Raw genomic sequence first — 19,393 nt, forward strand, 5'->3', positions numbered from 1 at the left:
GCATGAAAATGAACCGGAAACTATCCAACCCGTTGATTGCATTGATAGGGATCCAGCTGATCTGGGTGGTGATGGTCATCTCCTGGATCTACTGGTTCATCGGCAGGAGCAAGGAATTCCGTAACCTCGCCTTGCGCTACAAGCCGGAACTGTTGACCCAGGGGATGGAGTGGATCGTCCTGGTTGAGGGTCTGTTGATGGCCATCGCCATCCTGGCCGGTGTCTATGTCATCTTTCTCTACTGGCGCCGCCAGGCGAAGCTCTACCTGCAGCAGCGCAGCTACATATCCCAGTTGACCCACGAACTCAAGTCGCCGCTCGCCTCGATCCAGTTGCACCTGGAAACGGTGAAGATGCGGGACCTCCCCAAGGAGAAACTGGACGGCTTCATCGACACCATGCTCTCCGATACCGACCGGCTCAACATCCTGACCAGCAACCTGCTCATGGCCACCAGGATCGAGTTCGGCCAGTTGGGGGACAAGGCGAAGAAGATCGACTTCTCCGAGTTCGTCACCAGCTACCTGCAGGGGAAGATGAGCGATCTCCCCGAGGGGGGGAAACTGACCCTGGAGGTCGAGCCCAACATCAACGCGACCATCGACGTCGAGGGTATGGAGATGGCGCTCAGGAACCTCTTCGAGAACGCGCTGCTCTACTCGCCCGTTTCGCCCGAGATCAGGGTGACGCTCAAGCGCAGCGCAAGCGGCCGGCAATGCCAGCTCGACTTCCAGGACAACGGCAAGGGACTCAAGAAGAACGAACTGGAGAAGATCTTCGACATGTTCTACCGGGTGCGCACCCCGGGTGAGAACATCAGGGGAACCGGGCTGGGGCTTTACATCGTCAGGTCCGTGGTCAACGCCCACGACGGCAAGATCTCCGTCGAGAGCCCGGGACTCGGCAAAGGCTGCACCTTCCATATCACCCTGCCACTCCAGGGCAGGCAGCAGCGAGGTTAGGCATGTCCGGCGAGAAACCGCACATACTGCTCGTCGAGGACGAGATGCACCTGGCGCGCGGCATCACCTTCAACCTGGAACAGGAAGGTTACCTGGTGAGCCACGTCGAAAGCGGCGAAGAGGCGCTCGACAAGGTCACCATGGAGAAGTTCGACCTGATCATCCTGGACGTGATGCTCCCCGGCATCGGCGGCTTCGATGTTTGTCAAAAGATCCGTGGGCTCGATTCCAGGGTGCCGGTGCTGATGCTGACGGCGCGCTCCGCCGAGAGCGACCGGATCTCCGGGCTCGCCGCCGGGGCCGACGACTACCTGGTGAAACCCTTCAACCTGAAAGAGTTCCTGCTCAGGGTATCGGGGATGCTGCGCCGCAGCGCCTGGTACCGGCCGGAACCGGTGGAGGAAGGGTATCGCTTCGGCGACAACGAGGTGTTCCTGCTTTCCTACCGAGCCAGGACCAGGCAGGGTGAGATCGATCTCACCGACCTCGAGGTGCGCATGCTGTCGCTGTTCTTCCATCGCGAGGGGGAGGCGATACCGCGCGGCGAGATCCTGGAAAGCGTCTGGGGCTACGCCACCGACGCGGAGACCAGGACCCTGGACAACTTCATCGTGCGGCTCAGGAAGTACTTCGAGCCTGAGCCCTCGCGCCCCGTGTTCTTCCAGACCGTGCGCGGGGTCGGGTACCGGTTCAGCAGGAAGAGCTAGAACCGGTTCTGCGTTCTATGTTCTACGTTCTACGTTGAACAACCAACAACACCCCCTAAACAAAAAGGCCCTCCGGAATCCGGAAGGCCTTTTGCTTTTAACGTAGAACACAGAACGTAGAACGGGTTTCTTAGATGCCCGCCTTCTCCTTGATGAGTGCCGCCTTGTCGGTGCGCTCCCAGGTGAACTCGGGGAGCTCGCGGCCGAAGTGGCCGTAAGCCGCGGTCTTCCTGTAGATCGGACGCAAAAGGTCGAGCTGCTCGATGATGGCGCGCGGACGCAGGTCGAACACCTCGCGCACGATCTCGGAAATGCGCTTGGACGGGATCTTGCCGGTGCCGTTGCAGTCGACCATGACGGAGACCGGCTCCGCGACGCCGATGGCGTAGGCTACCTGTACTTCGCAACGCTCGCAGATCTCGGAAGCTACCAGGTTCTTGGCGACATAGCGCCCCATGTACGCCGCGGAACGGTCCACCTTGGAGGGGTCCTTGCCGGAGAACGCGCCGCCGCCGTGGGCGCCGTGCCCGCCGTAGCTGTCGACGATGATCTTGCGGCCGGTGAGACCGCAGTCTCCCATCGGGCCGCCGATGACGAAGCGCCCGGTCGGGTTGATCAGGAACTTGGTGTTGGCGTCCATCAGGTTGGCCGGGATGATCTTCTTGATGACTTCCTCGATGATCCCTTCCTTGATCATCTCGTAGGAGACCTCGGGGGAGTGCTGGGAGGAGATGACGATGGTATCGACGTGGACCGGCTTGTCATCGATGTACTGGATCGAAACCTGGGATTTGGAGTCGGGACGGAGGAAGTCGAGCACGCCGGTCTTTCTGACGTCGGCAAGCCTGGAAACCAGCTTGTGCGCCATGAGGATCGACATCGGCATCAGTTCGGGGGTCTCGTTGCAGGCGAAGCCGAACATGAGGCCCTGGTCGCCGGCACCCTGCTCCTTGAACATCCCCTCACCCTCGGTGACACCCTGGGCGATATCGGGGGACTGCTTGTCGATGGAGGTGAGCACCGCGCAGGTTTCCCAATCGAAGCCCATGGCGGAATCGTTGTAGCCGATCTCCTTGATGGTCTCACGGACGATCTTCGGGTAGTCGATGACGGCATTGGTGGTGATTTCACCAGCGATGACCGCCATGCCGGTGGTCACCAGGGTTTCACACGCCACGCGGGACTTGGGATCCTGGGTCAGGATCGCATCAAGGATCGCGTCGGATATTTGGTCGGCAACCTTGTCCGGATGCCCCTCAGAAACAGACTCGGACGTAAAGATGAAGTCCTTCATTTCCATAAGGTAAAACCCCCTAACGAAGTGTGGTTCAGGTAGCTGTAAAGCCTGCAGATTGTATAGTTGGCGATAACCTTTGTCAATAATTAAATGCAACCAATATCAACCAGTTCCGCCGCGTTACGGAGCGATACCAGAGTGACTGAATCATAATTAATTGCCTCCAACAATTTCCCCGATACAATCTTTTCCGTCGAGCAGTCCTTGTGTACCCCCATCAGTGCAAGAGCGGCGCGACGATGATCTTTTAGGCGAGACGATCTTAAAGGGGAGGATACAATGAGAGTCTTGTGGCTGGTAATACTGTGCCTGTTTCTGGGAGCCTGCGGTGGGGGATCCGGTTCGACCGGAAACTCGGGAGACGATGGCAACGTGCTCACTCCGGAACCGGTGCCCGGAACCGCCCGCCTCGGTATCGTCACCCTGGGACCTGCCGCGGATTCGGTTCTCTATGCCGCACAATTCACCCTGCGCCTCCCCCCCGGGGTCACCCTCCCCTCCACCAGCGCCAGTGTGCTTCCCGAAGGGGTGCTGGTACCGGCGGTGAGCGGCAGTTACACCGGCGCCAGCTTCCTGCAGGCCGCCGCCCCCGGACAGGTGCTGCTGGTGAACCTCGCCCATCCCGCCGGGCTCACCGTCGGCCCCCTGGCGACCCTCACCTGCCAGGTGGCTGCGGGGGTGGCGCCAACGGCCGACACCTTCACCCTGGAGAGTTTTTCAGCCCGCGACGCCAACGGCGCCGTCCTCCCGGGCATCACCGCGAGACTTACCCTGCAAACGCAATGAGCGGCTGGCGCATCCAGCGCCAGCCGCTCACCTGTTGCCTTCCCCTGCAGGGGAAACAGCGAATCCTTCCCTACTCGGCCAGCTTGATGGAGTTGATGAAGACCGGCTCCACCGGCACGTCCTGGTGGCCGCCCTTGCTCCCGGTTTTCACCTCGCGGATCGCGTCGACGACGTCCATCCCTTCGATGACCTGGCCGAACACGGCGTAGCCGAAGCGGTCCGGGGTCTTGCCGGCGTGGTCGAGGAACGCGTTGTCCACCACGTTGATGAAGAACTGGGAGGTGGCGCTGTCGACCACGGCGGTACGGGCCATGGCCAGGGTGCCGCGCACGTTCTTCAGGCCGTTGGTGGCCTCGTTCTTGATGGCGAACTTGGTCTTCTTCGGCTGCATGTTCTCATCCAGCCCGCCCCCCTGGACCATGAAGTTCTTGATCACGCGGTGGAAGATGGTGCCGTCGTAGTAAGCGTCCTTGACATAGGAGAGGAAGTTGCGCACGGAGATGGGCGCCTTGTCCTTGAAGAGCTCGATCTTAACGGTGCCCATCGAGGTCTCCATGACGACTACGGGATTCTTTTCATCAGTCATTATGTTGCTCCTTTATATTTGGTTTGATACACCATTCCGAGTTGCAGCGGTCTTCAATACCACACAAAGAAGTGTGTGTGAAGTTTTTACTGGTTGGAGCGATGTAGCTACGGTATCATGTACAGTCAGCGATTCTACCAGAACTGGCTTTGCAATGCAGCTATAGTATTAAAATATTCACAGGAGTATTCGAATGAACGTCTCAACCATCACCCTGTTGGCTGCACTGACACTCTCGATTTTCACCACGGCACTGCCGGTAGCGGCCGCATCGGACCTGCAGCAGGTCGCCAAGGTCGGTGAGCCAGCTCCGAACTTCAAGCTGGACGCCTGGGTCGGCACCACCGCCGGCAAGGAGTTCAAGCAGATCTCGCTGGACGATTATCGCGGCAAGTGGGTGCTGCTCTTCTTCTACCCGATGGACTTCACCTTCGTCTGCCCCACCGAGATCAAGGGGTTCAACCAGGCGCTTCCCGAATTCCAGAAGCTGAACACCGTCGTCCTCGGCGCCTCGACCGACAGCAAATACTCGCACCTGGCCTGGGTGCAGCGCGGCGACCTGGGCAACCTCCAGTACCCCCTGCTTTCCGACATCAAGAAGGAAGTGGCGGAGAAATACGGCGCCCTGGACGAGAAAGAAGGTGTGGCCCTGCGCGCGCTGTTCATCATCGACCCGGATGGCGTGCTGCAGTACCAGGTGGTGCACAACCTCGACGTGGGCAGGAGCGTCGATGAGACCATGCGCGTCCTCGAGGCGCTGCAGACCGGCTCGCTCTGCCCCCTGGGGTGGAAGCCGGGCCAGAAGACCCTCGGCAAACCCCAACCGTAGCCATCCCGACGGGGGCGGACATTCCGCCCCCTACCCCATCATCGCCTTCATCTTGGCGAAGAAATCCTCGGCGCTCTTCTCCGCTTCCTCCGGCGTCACTTCCTTTGCCACCCCGCTTTGCTGCACGTTCAGCACCGTCCCCGGGATTTCCTCCAGAAAACGAGACGGTACCCGCTCCTCGAGTTTGCCGTACTTCTTCCGGAACAGCGTCCGCGTCATCACCAGCTGCTGCCGCGCCCGCGTGATGCCTACGTAGCACAGGCGCCGCTCCTCGTCGATGCTGTCGTCCTCGTAGATGGCCCTTTTATGGGGCAGGATCTCGTCCTCCATCCCCACCAGGAACACGAAGGGGAACTCGAGCCCCTTGCTGGAGTGCAGCGACATGAGCGTCACCGCGTCCTTGCCGTGATCCTTCTTGTCCTTGCCGGAGAAGCGGTCCTCGTCCATGAGCGATACCTTCTCGATGAAGCCCCCGAGCGTCGCCTGCGGCACCCGCTCCTCGTAGGCCGCCATCGAGTTGATGATCTGCTCCACGTTCTCCACCTTGCGCCGCGCCGCCTTCTGGTCGTCGATGGTGCGGAAGATCTCCTCCTCGATCTTCAGTTTCTCGAAGAGCGCCTTCCCTTTCTCGGCCAGCCCCCCTTCCGCCCGGAAGTCGGCCGCGGCATCGAGCAGGGTATGGTGAAAGGCGAGCACCTTGTCCCTGATCGCCTCGGAGATCCCCTCGATCTCGCCCACCCGGCTGAACGCCTCGAACAGCGGGATCTCCTTTTCCAGCGACCACTGGTTGATGCGGATCACGGTGCTGTCGCCGATGCCGCGCCTGGGGAAGTTGACGATGCGCAGGAGCGCCACCTCGTCCAGCGGATTGGCGATCACCTTCAGGTAGGAGAGGGAATCCTTGACCTCCTTCCTTTCGAAGAACTGGGTGCCGCCGACCAGCACGTAGGGGATGTCCTCGAAGCGGAGCTGCTCCTCGAAGGAGCGGCTCTGGGCGTTGGTGCGGTACAGGATGGCGAAGTCGCTGTAGGGGGTGTCCTTCTTGAAACGTTCCAGCTGGATGCGCTCCACCACGGAAGTCGCCTCCTCCTCGTCGTCCTGGACGATGCAGAGATCGATGAGCGGCCCCTGCCCGGAGGCGGTCCACAAACGCTTCGCCTTTCTCACCTTGTTGTTGCCGATGACGCTGTTGGCGGCGTCCAGGATGTTCCCGGTCGAGCGATAGTTCTGCTCCAGCTTGATGGTGCGGCACCCCTTGAAATCCTTCTCGAAGTCGAGGATGTTGCCCACGTCCGCGCCGCGCCAGCCGTAGATGGACTGGTCGTCGTCCCCCACCACGCAGAGGTTCTTGCAGCCGGCGGCCAGGAGATTCACCAGGAGGTACTGTGACGAGTTGGTGTCCTGGTACTCGTCGACCATGATGTAGCTGAAGCGCTCCTGCCAGTGCTTCAAGACCGGCGGGTGGTGCTGCAAAAGTTCCGCGGTCAGCATGATGATGTCGTCGAAGTCGATGGCGTTGAACGCCTTCAGCGCGGACTGGTAACGCGGGTAAACCAACGCGGCCATCATGTCGATGTCGTCGAGCGGGTTGGGGGCGAAGCGGTCCGGCGGGATCAGCTTGTTCTTGGCGCCGGAGATGCGCCAGATGATGCTCTCCGCGTCGTACTTCTTGCTGTCGGTGTTGACCTCGCGCACGATCTGGCGCACGAGCCCGACCTGATCCGCGGTCGAATAGATCGAGAAGTTCTTCTTGTAGCCCAGGCGTTCGATGTCGCGTTTCAACACGCGCACGCCCAGAGAGTGGAAGGTGGAGAGCACGATCCCCTTGGAATCCCTGCGTCCCACCAGGTGCTCCACCCGCTCCTTCATCTCCTTGGCCGCCTTGTTGGTGAAGGTCACGGCGAGGATCCGGTCGGGCGGCACCTTCATGTTCAGGATCAGGTGCGCGATGCGGTAGGTGATCACCCCGGTCTTGCCCGACCCGGCGCCGGCCAGGACCAACAGGGGCCCCTCCGTGTGCTTCACGGCGGCGAGTTGTTCGGGATTGAGACGGGACAGATCGAGCATGATTTCCTCGTAAATCGGGCATTTGCGCCACGGCGGCGACGACGTCTTTCCGGCTGCGGGCCAAAAAAGAGCCGTCCCCGGAAAGGTGCGGCCGGTTATTGTTACCAGAAGCAAAAGGGCAATGCAAGCCGCTATATCCATGCCAGTTCCAAACTGCGGCGGGGTATGTTATAAAGCAGCGTTCAAGACAAACCGCCACGAGGTTCACCATGGAAGCACAAGCCGCCGCCCAGCGCATCGCCTTTCTCTCCAAAGAGATCGAGCGCCACAACCGCCTTTACTACGAACAGGACATGCCGGAGATCACGGACGCCGAGTACGACGCGCTGTTTTGCGAACTCCAGGGGCTGGAAAAGGAATTCCCGGAGCTTGCCCTCCCCGACTCTCCCACGGGCAGGGTCGGCGGCCGGCCGCTCGCGAAGTTCACCCAGGTGCGCCACAGCATGCCGATGCTCTCCCTAGAGAACGCCTTCACCGAGCAGGACATGATCGATTTCGACGACCGGGTCAAGCGCTTTCTGGGCCTTGCCGCCGACACCGGGATCTCCTACGTCTGTGAGCCGAAGATGGACGGCGTCGCCGTGGAACTGGTGTACCGCGAAGGGATCCTGGCCATCGGTTCCACTAGGGGGGACGGCGTCGTGGGCGAGGACGTGACCCAGAACCTGAAGACCATCAAGGACGTACCGCTGCGCCTGGAAACGCAGGAGCCGCCGGAACTCGTGACCGTGCGCGGCGAGGTTTATCTCCCGTTGGCCCCCTTTCGCAAGTTCAACCGCGAGCGCGAGGAGGCAGGCGAGCCCCCCTTCGCCAACCCGCGCAACGCCGCGGCCGGATCCCTGCGCCAGCTCGATTCGAAGATCACCGCCAAGCGCCCCTTGAGCATCTTCTGCTACGCGCCCGGGGAACTGGGCGGGGTCGAGTTCACCGCGCAGAGCCACTTCCTGGAGACGATCCCCACGTGGCGCCTGCCGGTCAACCCGCTCACCCGCGTGGTGCACGGCATCCAGGAGATGCTCGCCTACTACCAGGAGATGATGGAAAAACGCGACGACCTCCCCTACGAGATCGACGGCGTCGTGGTCAAGGTCGATTCGTTCCGGATGCAGAGGGAGCTGGGAGAGAAAAGCCGCTCGCCGCGCTGGGCCATCGCCTGGAAGTTCCCGCCCCGGCAGGCGACCACCGTCGTCGAGCAGATCTTCCATTCCGTTGGCCGCACCGGGGTGATCACGCCGGTCGCCTTCCTGAAACCGGTCAACGTATCGGGCGTCATGGTATCGCGCGCCACCCTGCACAACTGGGAGGAACTGGAGCGAAAAGACATCCGCGAGGGGGATACCGTTATTGTCGAGCGTGCCGGCGACGTCATCCCGGCCGTGGTGCAGGTCATTCTCGACCAGCGGCCGGAAGGTGCGGTTAAGCCCCAGGTGCCGGAAAACTGTCCGGTGTGCGGCGGTGAGGTGGTCCGGCTTCCCGACGAGGTGGCGGTGCGTTGCGTGGCACTTAGCTGCCCGGCGCAGCTTCTGGAGCGGGTGAAGCATTTCGCGTCCCGACGAGCCATGGACATCGAGGGGCTGGGCGACAAGTTCATCGAGCAGCTTTTGAGCCTGAAGCTGATCCAGGATGTCGCCGACATCTACTCGTTAAAGGAAGAAGACTTCATGCAGTTCGAGCGCATGGGGAAAAAGCTCGCCGAGAACCTGTTGGGCGCCATCGAGGCGAGCAAGGAGCGCGACCTGTCGCGGCTCATCTTCGCGCTTGGCATCAGGCACGTCGGCGAACACACCGCCAAGCTCTTGGCCAGGGCTTTCGGCAGCATCGAGAACCTGGCCAAGGCGAGCGAGGAGGAACTGGTCAGCGTTCGCGAGGTAGGGCCGCAGGTCGCCACCAGCATAGCCGACTTCTTCCGCAGCGAAGAGAACCTGAGGGTGCTGGAGCGGCTCAAGGAGGCCGGCGTCAGTCCGAAGGTCGAGGAGAAGCGGGTCGGCGGCAGGTTCACCGGTAAGACCTTCGTTTTCACCGGTGCGCTGGAGAAGTTCACCAGGGACGATGCCAAGAAGATGGTGGAGCAGGAAGGGGCCCATGCCGCCGGGAGCGTCTCCAAGAAGACCGACTACGTCGTCGCCGGCGCCGACGCCGGCAGCAAGCTGGAGAAGGCACGGCAGTTAGGCGTGCGCGTGCTGACTGAAGAGGAGTTTCTGGAGTTGCTGCGGTAGGAGTCGCCGGAAACATTTGGCAAACGGCGCGGCAAACGGACGGTTGCCGCGCCGTTGTTGGTTAAGCTCCGCGTCTTGCGGGGGTCACTTGGCAAGTTTTGCCGTCAGCGCCGGTACGAACTGCATCACGTCGGCCACCACCAGCACATCCGCCACCTCGCCTATGGGGGCATCCTTGTCCTTGTTGATCGCCACGATGAACCCGGACTTCTTCATCCCCGCCAGGTGCTGAATGGCGCCGCTGATGCCGCAGGCAACATAGAGCTTGGGACTCACGGTCTGCCCGGTCACCCCCACCTGCGCCCCCGCCTCCATCCAACCGCTGTCGACGACCGGACGGCTCGCCCCGACCTCGCCTCCCAACACCTTGGCAAGTTCGGCGATCACCGGCAGGTTCTCTTTCTTGCCGACACCGCGCCCGGCACTGACAATGATCTCCGCCCTGGTCAGGTCGACTCCCTTGCGGACAGCCGCCTCGTACCCCAGGAACTCGGTCCTCCCCTCTCCCGCAACCTCCAGGGTCTGCTTTAGGGGCGCGCCCCCCGGCACCAGCGCCGGGAACGCTCCTCCCTGCAGGGTGAGTACCACGGGGCCGCCGACCGGCCGTACCACCTGCCGCATCTTTTGACTGCAGCAGGGACGCTCGAAACCTCCCTCGGCCAAGGCGACCACCTCGGAAACCTGCGGCGCCTTGAGCAAGGCCGCCACACGCGGCGCCAGATCCCAGCCGTAGGAGGTGTGCATGAACACCACGTAGTCCGGCTTTTCCCGTTCCACCGCAGCCTGCACCAACCGCTTGTGCAGATCGGGGTTGTACTCCCCGTACTTGCCGGCATCGGCCAGGTAGACGGTCCCCCCGTAGCTCGGCAAGGCCGCGTCGTTGCCGATCAGCACCATGGCGGTCTCGGCTCCCAGTTGCGATGCGAAGCCGAACAGTTCGTAGCTGTACTCCAAGAGTTTTCCATCACGGCTTTCGCCGACGAGTAAAACTTTCATGGTTCCCCCCCTAGCGCAAAACCGCCGTCTTGTCCTTGAGTATCCCGATTAGCCGGTCGACCTGGTCCGCAACCTCACCCTCCAGGACCACCCCACCCCCCTTCTTGGCCGGCGCGCTGAACTGCGCCAGCACCAGCCTGGCTTCCTCCTGCAGCAACTGCTCAACCGGGATGACGGCCACCTCTTTCTTCTTCGCCTTCATGATGTTGGGCAGCGTCGGGTAGCGCGGTTGGTTCAGGCCAAGTTGGCAGGTAACCAGGGCCGGGGTCTTCAGCCGCACCGTCCCTTTCACCCCTCCTTCGAGCTCCCGCTTCACGGTCACGGTGCCGTCGGCGTACTCGAAAGCGACCACGGTCGTGGCGCAGGGGTAACCGAGCGCCTCGGCGACGGCCACCCCCACCTGGGTTGATCCCCGGTCGAGCGACTGCATTCCGGTGAAGATGACGTCGAAGCCCTCCCCCTTGGCATATGCCGCTATGATCGAGGCGATCTGGAAGGGATCCTTCAGGTGGGCAGCCGGGTCGCGCACGTGCACGGCACGGTCCGCCCCCATGGCAAGCCCCTTCTTGATGGCCTCCACGACACGATCCGGACCCACCGAGAGGAGCGTTATCTCCGGTTCCCCCCCCAACTGCTCCTTGAGCAACACCGCCTGCTCGATGGCGTATTCGTCGTACTCGTTGACCCGAAAGGCGAGATCGGTCTCCGCATACCAGACGCCCGCGGCATCCGGCCGGAAACGAGACTCCATGTCAGGCACCTGCTTGACGCATACCAGGATCTTCATAATGAACCTCCTCCGGCGTTACGGACAGTTGGCCGACACCTGCACCTTACTTCCGTTCGCCGGGAATGATATCGCTTACTTAGAGAATATAGGAGGAAGCTGATGTGTCAAACTTTTTCATGAGCTGGCGAGGCCGCCCGGGGAGGCGTACCGGCTCCCGCCGGGGAGTACGGGAAGATTACAGGTGGGAAACGGGGGAGCTAGAGCCAGTAGGCCGACTCCTCACGGCGGCCGCCCGATGTCGCCTTGTGCTTCAACCCCTGCTCCAGGTCGCACAACAGCTGGGCGAGTTGGCGAAAGAGCTGGTTTTTCGCGGCGATATCGTCGGTCTTGTCAAGATTGGCCAGGAGTTTCAGGTAGTTGGCATAAGCCTCGTCAAAGGTATCCATAGCAGGCTCCTCCAGTGTCGGCGCTTCGGGGCGCAAAGCAGGAGGTAACCTTTACCTTCAAATTAGATTTTTTTCAAGTGTTTTCTTAAAAAAAATTAACCAGAGCAGATGGGCGTCAGGTCGCCATCGTTTCCACCCTGTTGCGGCCGTTCTGCTTGGCGCGGTAGAGCGCCTCGTCAGCCTGGCGGAACAGGGAGTCGATGTTGTCGACCTGCGGGGATGGATAGGTGGCGACCCCGGCGCTGACGGTCACGGCCAGGTCCTGCAGGGGGGGCGGGAAGGTGAAATCAAGCACGGCCTGCCGCAGGCGCTCCGCGGCGACCACCCCACCCTCCAGCGAAGTGCCGGGGTAGAGCACGACGAACTCCTCGCCGCCGTAGCGCGCCGCGCTGTCATAGGCGCGCATCTGCTGCTGTACCACGCTGGCTACCGAGGCGAGCACGACGTCGCCGTTTTGGTGACCGTAGGTGTCGTTGACCTGCTTGAAGAAATCGATGTCGATGATGACCAGGGAGAGGCTCTCGCGGTTGCGCCTGGCCCTGAAGAACTCGGCCTCCAGCACCTCGGCGAGGTAGCGCCGGTTGAAGAGCCCGGTGAGGTGGTCGATGTTGGTGAGTCGCTTGAGTTGCTCGTTGGCTTTTTTCAGCTCGTCCTGCAGGGACTTGATCTTGAGCTGCACCTTGACGCGGGCCACCAGTTCGCCGGCGTCGAAGGGCTTGGTGAGGTAGTCGCTCGCCCCCTGCTCCAGTCCCCTGACCTTGGAGTTGAAGTCCTGCTTGCCGGTCAGCATGATGATCGGGAGCCCCTGCAGGTCGGGACGCGAGGCGACCAGTTGCAGGAACTTGTAGCCGTCCATGCGCGGCATCTCGACATCACAGATCACCAGGTCGGCCTTGCAGTCGATGAGGGTCTTGAATCCCTCCATCCCGTCCTTCGCTTCCCGGTACTGCTCGAACAGCCCAACATCCTGCAGGGTCCGTATCACCTGCTCCCGGATGGCAGCCGAATCGTCGATCACGAGTGCACAACTGGACATGATGTCTCCCACCGGCATGGCTCACAACAGCAGCGGCAGCGCCCGACGCCCCCCCCGGCGCCGCGGACGAGGACGCGGCCTGGAAAGCATCACGAGGTGCCAGAAGCCGCACGGCACCCTACCTTATGAATTTCGGAATGGCTTGATAAAAAAGTAGATAATCAGCAGGAACGGAAAGGAAGAAAAAGCCGCCTCGAGGTTCCCTTTGAAGAGCTGCCACGTGCCGAACGTTATTACGGCGACGGTGAATAAAATAATCAATACAGCGGCGAGTTTGTTCATAGCGGGATAGTAACTAAAGTTTCAGGAAGTTGTCCAGATATTTTAGATCTGAAGTGACAGAAGCGGGCGCGGGGATGACTGCTGGTCAGGGTGTGTTCCAGTCCCAGCAGAACTTCAGTTCATCCTCGGTGACGAAGAGCTCGCAGCAGGTCTTCTTGAAGGAGGCTTGGTTGGCGGCGTTGTCGACCTCCTCTTGCACCTTCGTCTCGATGACTGAATCTGGAAGGTCGAGGTTCTTCTCGAAGGCCCCTTCCACGAGCCCCGGGCGCCACCCCGCCTCTTTGAGCTGGATCTTGAACAGCCCTATATGGATGCTGTTGTTGACGCCGTAATCGACCAGCAGGAGCACATTCTTGGCCATGTCACACCTCCCTATCAGCTATGAGCCAGCCGCCATGCCACAGGCTGCGCGAACCGTTCTAGATTACCACAAAAGTGCCCTTTCAGACTGGAACTCGAGCCAATTGCCGGAGATGGGATCCTTGAAGCGCAGCCGCCGTGCCAGAAGCTGCAGCGGCTTGTCGAAATCGTCCGGCCGGCTTGGCTGCAGGCGCGGGTAAAGCCTGTCGTTGAGGATCGGCACTCCCAGCGAACTCAAGTGCACCCGGAGCTGGTGCGTCTTGCCGGTGAGCGGGCTGAGCGAGAACAGGGAGTCTCCCCCCCGCTCTGCGAGCAGGCGGATGTCGGAGCGGGCGTTGGGCACTCCGGGCTCGGTCGCCATGACGAACCAGGGCTCCCCCGGCACCAGCCTGCTCTCCACGAGCCAGCGGTCCCTGCCGTCCGGCACCCGCCCCGCGCCGACCGCACGATACTCCTTCTCGATGCAGCCGTCCCTGAACAGCCCGCAGTAACGACCGCGCGTTTTCGGGTTCGTCGAGAAAAGGACCAGCCCCGCGGTCTCCCGGTCGATCCGGTGCAGCGGCACCAGGTGGTGGATCCCGGTCCGCTCCCGGAGCCGGTGCAAGAGGCTTTGATTGAGGTAGGCGCCGCCGGGGGTCACCGGCAGGAAATGGGGCTTGCACGCCACCAGCAGCTCCTCGTTTTGAAACAGGATCTCTTCCTCGAAAGGGATCTCCCGTTCCGCCTCAATCTCCCTGAAATAGAAGACCCGCTTCTGGGGAGCGTACGGCGTGGCGAGGCCGACCGGCGCGCCGTCCTCACCGAGCACCTTGCCCTGCGCGATGCGGCTCTCCCACACCTCGCGCGGTATCCTCGGAAAACGCTCCAGCAGGAAGGCGAACACCGTCGGATAAGGGTGCTCGAGCCTGGGCATGGTCACCTTGGCGGGATATTGGGAGATCGACATGGCGGGCCTTTGACAAAAGTTCGGCAGGCGTGGGGATGCGGTGCGACGCCCTGCCGGCTGACAACCGGGAACGTCGGCAGGATAGCACGGACCGCCCGCGCAGGCAATCACGCCGCAGGCCCGGCGCCCGAGCGACGGGCGCGACGCGGGACGAAAAAAGAGGGGCAACCCGTCGATTGCCCCTAGTGTTGGACGGCCGGCAGAAAGGGCCGATCACAAACTGGTAGGCGCCCCGGCGCCCGTAGCTACAGGTACGGGACGCCCCATTTCTCGTTGAAGGCGACCTGCGCCAGTTCCTTGCGCGGGCGCGGGTTGGGCGACTGGTCCGGATACCCAAGCGGCGTCATCCCCACGACCCGGATCCCCTCGGGGATGTCCAGCGCGCGCTTGATCTCCCGCTCGTCGAACCACCCCATCCAGCAGGTGCCCAGGCCGAGGCCATGGGCGGCGAGGCAGAGGTGGTCAAAGGCCAGGGCCGTGTCGGCCACGAAGTACTCGATGCCGTTTTCGACCCCGCTCTCGGCCGGATCTGCGCAGACCACGATGACGCAAGGCGCCGAAGCTATTGCCTTTTTGCCCGGATTGTCATCGGGAAAGGCATCGGCCAGGGCGGCTCGCGCCCCGGGCTCGGTCAGCACCAGGAAGCGCCAGCACTGCAGGTTCTTCCAGGATGGCGCCAGCCGCGCCATATTGAGCACTTGTTTTATTTTGGCTGGCTCCACAGGTGCAGGCTTGAACTTTCTGATGCTGCGACGGCCGGTGATGGCCTGAAAAATGTCCATGAACCAAACTCTCCTGATGTATCGTTGCCTCAATTGATACCGCAAAAACACTGTTTTGTAAACGATCATTTTTGGATAGCCCGCTTTTCGAGTTGGCGGGTGTCACCGCGGGAAAGCGATTGACACTCAGAACGCCATGTTCTAGATTAGCTGGGTATTTATTTCCACCGTGAGGTTTTTCATGGACATCATCAACGACGGCGAAGAGATAACCTCGATCGGGGAGGTCGCCGCAGCGCTCGGACTCACCACCAGGACCATCCGCTACTGGGAGGAAGTCGGCATCATCGAGAGCGTCCCCAGAAGCGATGGCGCCACGCGCGGCTTCACCCCGTATTACGTGCGCCGCATCAAGTTCATCATCAAGCTCAAGGAGTTGGGGCTCACCATCAAGGAGATGCAGGACCTCTACGCCGCGTACGGCGAAGCGAAGCAGACCGAGCGAATGGTGCCGCGCCTGGTGGAAATCCTGGACGAGCACATCGAGAAGATCGACGACAAGATGGCGCGGCTGGCGTCGCTGCGCAGCGACATCGTCAGCTACCGGCAGCACATGCTCAACAAGTTCGGCACCTCCACGGCCAGCGGCGCCTGACGCGCCGCCCCTTCGCCCCTGCCCGCCCTCCCCTCACCGACGGCGCAAGGCGCCGCGAAACGGCACCCCACATGAGATTCACAGCAGACCTGCACATCCACTCCCGCTTTTCCAGGGCGACCAGCCGCGACCTCGACCTCCAGCGACTCTGGCGCTGGGCCCAGTTGAAGGGGATCCGGGTGGTCGGCACCGGCGACTGCACCCATCCCGGGTGGCTCACTGAACTGGAGCGGGAGCTGGTCCCCGCCGAGACGGGGCTTTTGCGCCTGCGCCGGGAACCTTCCCCCGACCAGGTGCCGAAAAGCTGCCGCGCCCCGGTCTCCTTCCTGATCAGCGGCGAAATAAGCTGCATCTACCGCAAGGGGGGACGCACCCGGAAGGTGCACTGCCTGGTACTGCTCCCCGACTTCGCGGCCGCCCGCCGGCTGAACCTCCAGCTTGCCCGCATCGGGAACCTCGCCTCCGACGGCAGGCCGATCCTGAAGCTGGACGCCAAGGACCTGCTGGCCATGGTGCTTCACTCCTCCCCGTGCGCGCTCCTCATCCCCGCCCATGCCTGGACCCCGCACTTCTCCATCTTCGGCGCCTGTTCCGGGTTCGAGTCGCTGCAAGAGTGCTTCGAGGATCTCGCCCCCGAGGTGCACGCCATCGAGACCGGCCTCTCCTCCGACCCGGCCATGAACTGGCGCCTGTCGGTCCTGGACGGCGTCACGCTCATCTCCAACTCCGACGCCCACTCCGCCAACAAGCTCGGGCGGGAGGCGACCATCTTCGACACCGAACTCTCCTACGACGGCGTCCACCAGGCGATAGCCGGCGGCAAGGGCGTGGCGGGGACCATCGAATTCTTTCCGGAACAGGGGAAATACCATGCCGACGGCCACAGGTGCTGCGGCGTCAGGTTCTCGCCCGAGGAGACCATCGCCCACGGCTACCGCTGCCCCGCCTGCGGCGGCAAGCTGACGGTGGGGGTGCTGCACCGGGTGGAACTCCTGGCGGACCGGGCGGCAGGGGCGAGACCCGAGCAGGCGCCCCCTTTCTGGTCCTTGATACCGCTCATCGATCTGATCGGGGGGGCTCTGCGGGTCGGCAGTTCCAGCAAGAAGGCCGAGGCGCTCTACTTCGAGCTTTTGAGCGGCCTGGGGAACGAGTTCCACATCCTGTTAGAGGCGCCGCTGCACGAAATAGCCGCCAGGTCGACGGCGACACTGGCGGCTGGAATCGGCAGGATGCGTGCGGGCGAGGTGGAGATCGAGCCGGGCTACGACGGCAAGTTCGGCACCGTCTCGGTCTCCGCTTCGGAAGAGGATGCTACTTGAGCAGTTCGTCGAGCCGGTTCACGTCGGCGCCCACCACCATCTGCCCGTTGATGAAGAAGGTGGGAGTCCCGGTCACGCCGGCCTTCCTGGCCAGCTCCATGTGCTCCTGGGCCAACCGCTTGATCTCCGGGGAGGCGGGCTTCGCGCCCGCGGGGATATCCTGCCCCAGCATCATGGCGTCGTAGGCCTGCGCCTTGTTCTCGGCGGAGAGGATGTACTCGATCTTGGTGATCGCCCCCGGGTGGGCCAGCGGCGCGAAGAACACGTACTGGGTCACGTCGGTCCTCTTGGTGAAGTACTCGGCGCCCCTGCGGCAGAACGGGCAGTCCGGATCCGTGAACTCGATCACCACCTTCTTGCCGTCGCCGATCTTGAGCGCCTTGTCCAGCGGCAGGTCCTTGGCCACCTTGGCCATCATGGCTCCCTTGCGCTCGGCGGTGCGGCTCTTCAGGTCCTTGCCCACAATCTCGCCGGTCAGTACCAGTTCCTTGTCGGGGTAGTAATAGAAGATGCGCTGTCCGGTGATGACCTCGTAGAGCCCGGGGATCTCGGTCGGCGTCATGCTGTCGAAGGGCACCTGCGGGAAGGCGCTGCGGAAGGACTCCTCGGCTTTGACCGGGGCGGCGGCGAACGAGGTGGCCACCAGGGCGAGCAGAACGCACGCGGAGAAAAGGGCTGTGAAAATTCTTCTAAACGACATGGGCGCCTCCAGATAGCAATATGAAGCCCCGCCCTGCGGGACAGCGGTAACTATAGCATAGGTTCGCCGCGAACGGCGCCTGAATAATGAGAGTTTTTTTCTAAAGAGCGGTCCCGAAGGCGGCGACGGCGGCGCCCAGCACCCCGGCGTCATCACCCAGCACCCCCGGTTCGACGCGCACCCGCCCCCCGGATATGGCGAAGGTCCGGGAAACCAGTTCCCGACGCAGGGACGGGGCCAGGAGGTCGAAGCTCCGCGCCACGCCGCCGCACAGGATCACCGCCTCCAGGTTCAGCAGGTTCACGACACCCGCCGCCGCGATGCCGAGATAGCGCCCCGCCTCGGCGAAGACGGCGATCGCCGCTGCGTCTCCCTGTCGTGCCCGGCGAGCGACGGCGGCGGCGTCATCCCCGCCCCGCGCGATGGCGCCGGCCGAGGCGTACTGCTCCAGGCAGCCCCGGCTGCCGCACCCGCAGGGACGCCCCTCCGGCTCCACCGGGATGTGGCCGAACTCACCCGCCGCGCCGTCGACCCCGGTCCAGAGCTTCCCGTCCAAAATCAGTCCCGACCCGACCCCGGTCCCCAGGGTGAGCGCGATCAGGGAGCGGTAGCCGCGCCCGGCGCCGTAGCGCTTCTCGCCCAGCGCGCAGGCGTTGGCATCGTTGAGCGTCGCCACCGGCATCCCGGTCGCCACGGAGAGCTCCCGGGCCAGCGGCACCCCCTCGAGCACGGGGACGTTGACGCTGGCGCGCACCACCCCGTCGCTGCAGACAAGCCCCGGGACCCCGACCGCGAGCGCCGCCGTGCCAAAGCCCATGCCGGCGGCCTCCCGCCGCAAGCGCTCGACCCCGCAGAGGAGCCGGGAGAGCAGGGAGGCAAGCCCCGCCGCCGGCAGGGTCGGCTCAGCGCTGCGCGCCAGCACCCTCCCCTGCCGGTCCACCAGGGCGAACCTCAGGTTGCTCCCCCCAAGGTCGATGCCGATGCACAACTCCCGCCTCACGCCCCCTCCGCTGTCGGGAAGAAGGGGAGCAGCCGGTCGTAGGTCGCCAGCAGGGCCTCGGGGAGCACCCGGATATCAGCCACCACGGACATGAAGTTGCTGTCGCCGTTCCAGCGCGGCACCACGTGCAGGTGGAGGTGGTCCTCGACGCCGGCTCCGGCGGCCTTGCCGAGGTTCATGCCGATGTTGAAGCCGTCGGGGCTGCTGGAGCGGGCCAGCACGTCCTTGCAGAGCGCCGCGACGCGGAAGAGTTCCCGCATCTCGTCTCCGGCGAGCTCGCCCAGTTCGGCCGTGTGACGGTGCAGCGAGATCAGCAGGTGGCCGTTACTGTACGGGTAGCGGTTCAGCATGACGCGGGCAAGCGGGGTGCGATGGATGATCAGGAGCTCCCGGTCGTTCCCCTCAGCACAGAAGATGCAGCCCGGAGTCGGCGGCTGCGTCAGGTATTCCACCCTCCAAGGCGCCCAAAGCCTGTCCATGACATCCTCCCCTTCGTTTCCTGTTATAGCCGCGAAGATTATCAACCAGATTGTCTCAATTTTCAACCACGACCTGACTTTGCATCACGACAGAGAAGATTCGGGCTATACACCAGATCGATCTGCCGCCCAGGCCGGAGATTGTACCGGTGCGGCGACATGCTATAATTTCGCATCCCATCCCAGCTTCCCTTATTCAGACGCACCTCGCTGTGGCAGCACCGTTTCCTTCTTTAGCACGCGAACGTCGCTTCAACCGTTTTTCCAGTCCG

At 62.8% G+C, this 19,393-nt stretch carries 20 protein-coding genes; 7 read left to right on the top strand and 13 right to left on the bottom strand.

The window, feature by feature from the left end; all coding sequences use genetic code 11:
* The first annotated feature begins 2 nt into the window (after window positions 1–2).
* Complete coding sequence (locus KOL99_RS17895) at window positions 3–962, top strand: sensor histidine kinase (protein ID WP_216511839.1); 960 nt, start codon at window positions 3–5, stop codon at window positions 960–962.
* Between the two features lie 2 nt (window positions 963–964).
* On the top strand, window positions 965–1,669 hold the full coding sequence (locus KOL99_RS17900; protein ID WP_216511840.1) for a response regulator transcription factor: 705 nt from the start codon (window positions 965–967) through the stop codon (window positions 1,667–1,669).
* A gap of 130 nt (window positions 1,670–1,799) precedes the next feature.
* Here KOL99_RS17900 and metK read toward each other — a convergent pair whose 3' ends face one another.
* Window positions 1,800–2,969: a methionine adenosyltransferase gene (gene metK, locus KOL99_RS17905; RefSeq protein ID WP_216511841.1), complete on the bottom strand. Its 1,170-nt coding sequence runs from the start codon at window positions 2,967–2,969 to the stop codon at window positions 1,800–1,802.
* A gap of 276 nt (window positions 2,970–3,245) precedes the next feature.
* Between metK and KOL99_RS17910 the strand changes: the two genes are divergently transcribed.
* Complete coding sequence (locus KOL99_RS17910; protein ID WP_216511842.1) at window positions 3,246–3,752, top strand: hypothetical protein; 507 nt, start codon at window positions 3,246–3,248, stop codon at window positions 3,750–3,752.
* A gap of 70 nt (window positions 3,753–3,822) precedes the next feature.
* On the opposite strand, the gene KOL99_RS17915 is transcribed toward KOL99_RS17910, so the two are convergent.
* Entirely contained in the window at window positions 3,823–4,338 is a 516-nt protein-coding gene (locus tag KOL99_RS17915) for a peptidylprolyl isomerase (protein ID WP_216511843.1), read from the bottom strand.
* Window positions 4,339–4,531: 193 nt separating this feature from the next.
* On the opposite strand from KOL99_RS17915, the gene KOL99_RS17920 reads away from it, so the two are divergent.
* Window positions 4,532–5,167 carry a peroxiredoxin gene (locus KOL99_RS17920; RefSeq protein ID WP_236026400.1) on the top strand — a complete coding sequence of 212 codons (636 nt, stop codon included), beginning with the start codon at window positions 4,532–4,534 and terminating at the stop codon, window positions 5,165–5,167.
* A 30-nt stretch (window positions 5,168–5,197) separates the two neighbouring features.
* On the opposite strand, the gene KOL99_RS17925 is transcribed toward KOL99_RS17920, so the two are convergent.
* A complete protein-coding gene (locus tag KOL99_RS17925; RefSeq protein WP_216511844.1) occupies window positions 5,198–7,234 on the bottom strand; it encodes an ATP-dependent helicase in 2,037 nt (678 codons plus the stop codon).
* A 209-nt stretch (window positions 7,235–7,443) separates the two neighbouring features.
* On the opposite strand from KOL99_RS17925, the gene ligA reads away from it, so the two are divergent.
* Entirely contained in the window at window positions 7,444–9,450 is a 2,007-nt protein-coding gene (gene ligA, locus KOL99_RS17930; RefSeq protein ID WP_216511845.1) for an NAD-dependent DNA ligase LigA, read from the top strand.
* A gap of 84 nt (window positions 9,451–9,534) precedes the next feature.
* On the opposite strand, the gene KOL99_RS17935 is transcribed toward ligA, so the two are convergent.
* From KOL99_RS17935 to KOL99_RS17965, 7 genes are all read right to left on the bottom strand, one after another.
* Entirely contained in the window at window positions 9,535–10,446 is a 912-nt protein-coding gene (locus KOL99_RS17935; RefSeq protein ID WP_216511846.1) for an electron transfer flavoprotein subunit alpha/FixB family protein, read from the bottom strand.
* Between the two features lie 10 nt (window positions 10,447–10,456).
* A complete protein-coding gene (locus KOL99_RS17940) occupies window positions 10,457–11,233 on the bottom strand; it encodes an electron transfer flavoprotein subunit beta/FixA family protein (protein ID WP_216511847.1) in 777 nt (258 codons plus the stop codon).
* Window positions 11,234–11,433: 200 nt separating this feature from the next.
* Window positions 11,434–11,622, bottom strand: coding sequence for a hypothetical protein (locus tag KOL99_RS17945; protein WP_216511848.1), 189 nt, complete (start codon window positions 11,620–11,622; stop codon window positions 11,434–11,436).
* A gap of 115 nt (window positions 11,623–11,737) precedes the next feature.
* A complete protein-coding gene (locus KOL99_RS17950) occupies window positions 11,738–12,658 on the bottom strand; it encodes a diguanylate cyclase (protein WP_216511849.1) in 921 nt (306 codons plus the stop codon).
* A 367-nt stretch (window positions 12,659–13,025) separates the two neighbouring features.
* The gene (locus KOL99_RS17955) at window positions 13,026–13,301 is read right to left on the bottom strand and encodes a hypothetical protein (protein ID WP_216511850.1); all 276 of its coding nucleotides are present in this window, start codon (window positions 13,299–13,301) and stop codon (window positions 13,026–13,028) included.
* A gap of 63 nt (window positions 13,302–13,364) precedes the next feature.
* A complete protein-coding gene (locus tag KOL99_RS17960; RefSeq protein ID WP_216511851.1) occupies window positions 13,365–14,246 on the bottom strand; it encodes a pseudouridine synthase in 882 nt (293 codons plus the stop codon).
* A 245-nt stretch (window positions 14,247–14,491) separates the two neighbouring features.
* Window positions 14,492–15,028 (bottom strand): nitroreductase family protein, encoded by a 537-nt coding sequence (locus tag KOL99_RS17965; protein WP_216511852.1) that lies wholly within the window; start codon window positions 15,026–15,028, stop codon window positions 14,492–14,494.
* Window positions 15,029–15,209: 181 nt separating this feature from the next.
* On the opposite strand from KOL99_RS17965, the gene KOL99_RS17970 reads away from it, so the two are divergent.
* The gene (locus KOL99_RS17970; protein ID WP_216511853.1) at window positions 15,210–15,623 is read left to right on the top strand and encodes a MerR family transcriptional regulator; all 414 of its coding nucleotides are present in this window, start codon (window positions 15,210–15,212) and stop codon (window positions 15,621–15,623) included.
* 71 nt (window positions 15,624–15,694) lie between these two features.
* Window positions 15,695–16,942 (top strand): endonuclease Q family protein, encoded by a 1,248-nt coding sequence (locus KOL99_RS17975; RefSeq protein ID WP_216511854.1) that lies wholly within the window; start codon window positions 15,695–15,697, stop codon window positions 16,940–16,942.
* Here the strand turns inward: KOL99_RS17975 and KOL99_RS17980 are convergent.
* The 3 genes from KOL99_RS17980 to KOL99_RS17990 all read right to left on the bottom strand — a co-directional run bounded on the left by KOL99_RS17980 (window position 16,935) and on the right by KOL99_RS17990 (window position 19,121).
* Window positions 16,935–17,642, bottom strand: coding sequence for a DsbC family protein (locus KOL99_RS17980; RefSeq protein WP_216511855.1), 708 nt, complete (start codon window positions 17,640–17,642; stop codon window positions 16,935–16,937). The two genes, KOL99_RS17975 and KOL99_RS17980, sit on opposite strands and share 8 nt — an antisense overlap.
* A 100-nt stretch (window positions 17,643–17,742) precedes the next feature.
* Window positions 17,743–18,642, bottom strand: coding sequence for an ROK family protein (locus tag KOL99_RS17985; protein ID WP_216511856.1), 900 nt, complete (start codon window positions 18,640–18,642; stop codon window positions 17,743–17,745).
* Window positions 18,639–19,121 carry an HIT family protein gene (locus tag KOL99_RS17990; protein ID WP_216511857.1) on the bottom strand — a complete coding sequence of 161 codons (483 nt, stop codon included), beginning with the start codon at window positions 19,119–19,121 and terminating at the stop codon, window positions 18,639–18,641. The genes KOL99_RS17985 and KOL99_RS17990 overlap by 4 nt, the downstream gene beginning before the upstream one ends.
* Window positions 19,122–19,393: the final 272 nt, after the last annotated feature.

Source organism: Geomonas azotofigens, assembly GCF_018919395.1.
Taxonomy (GTDB): Bacteria; Desulfobacterota; Desulfuromonadia; order Geobacterales; family Geobacteraceae; genus Geomonas; species Geomonas azotofigens.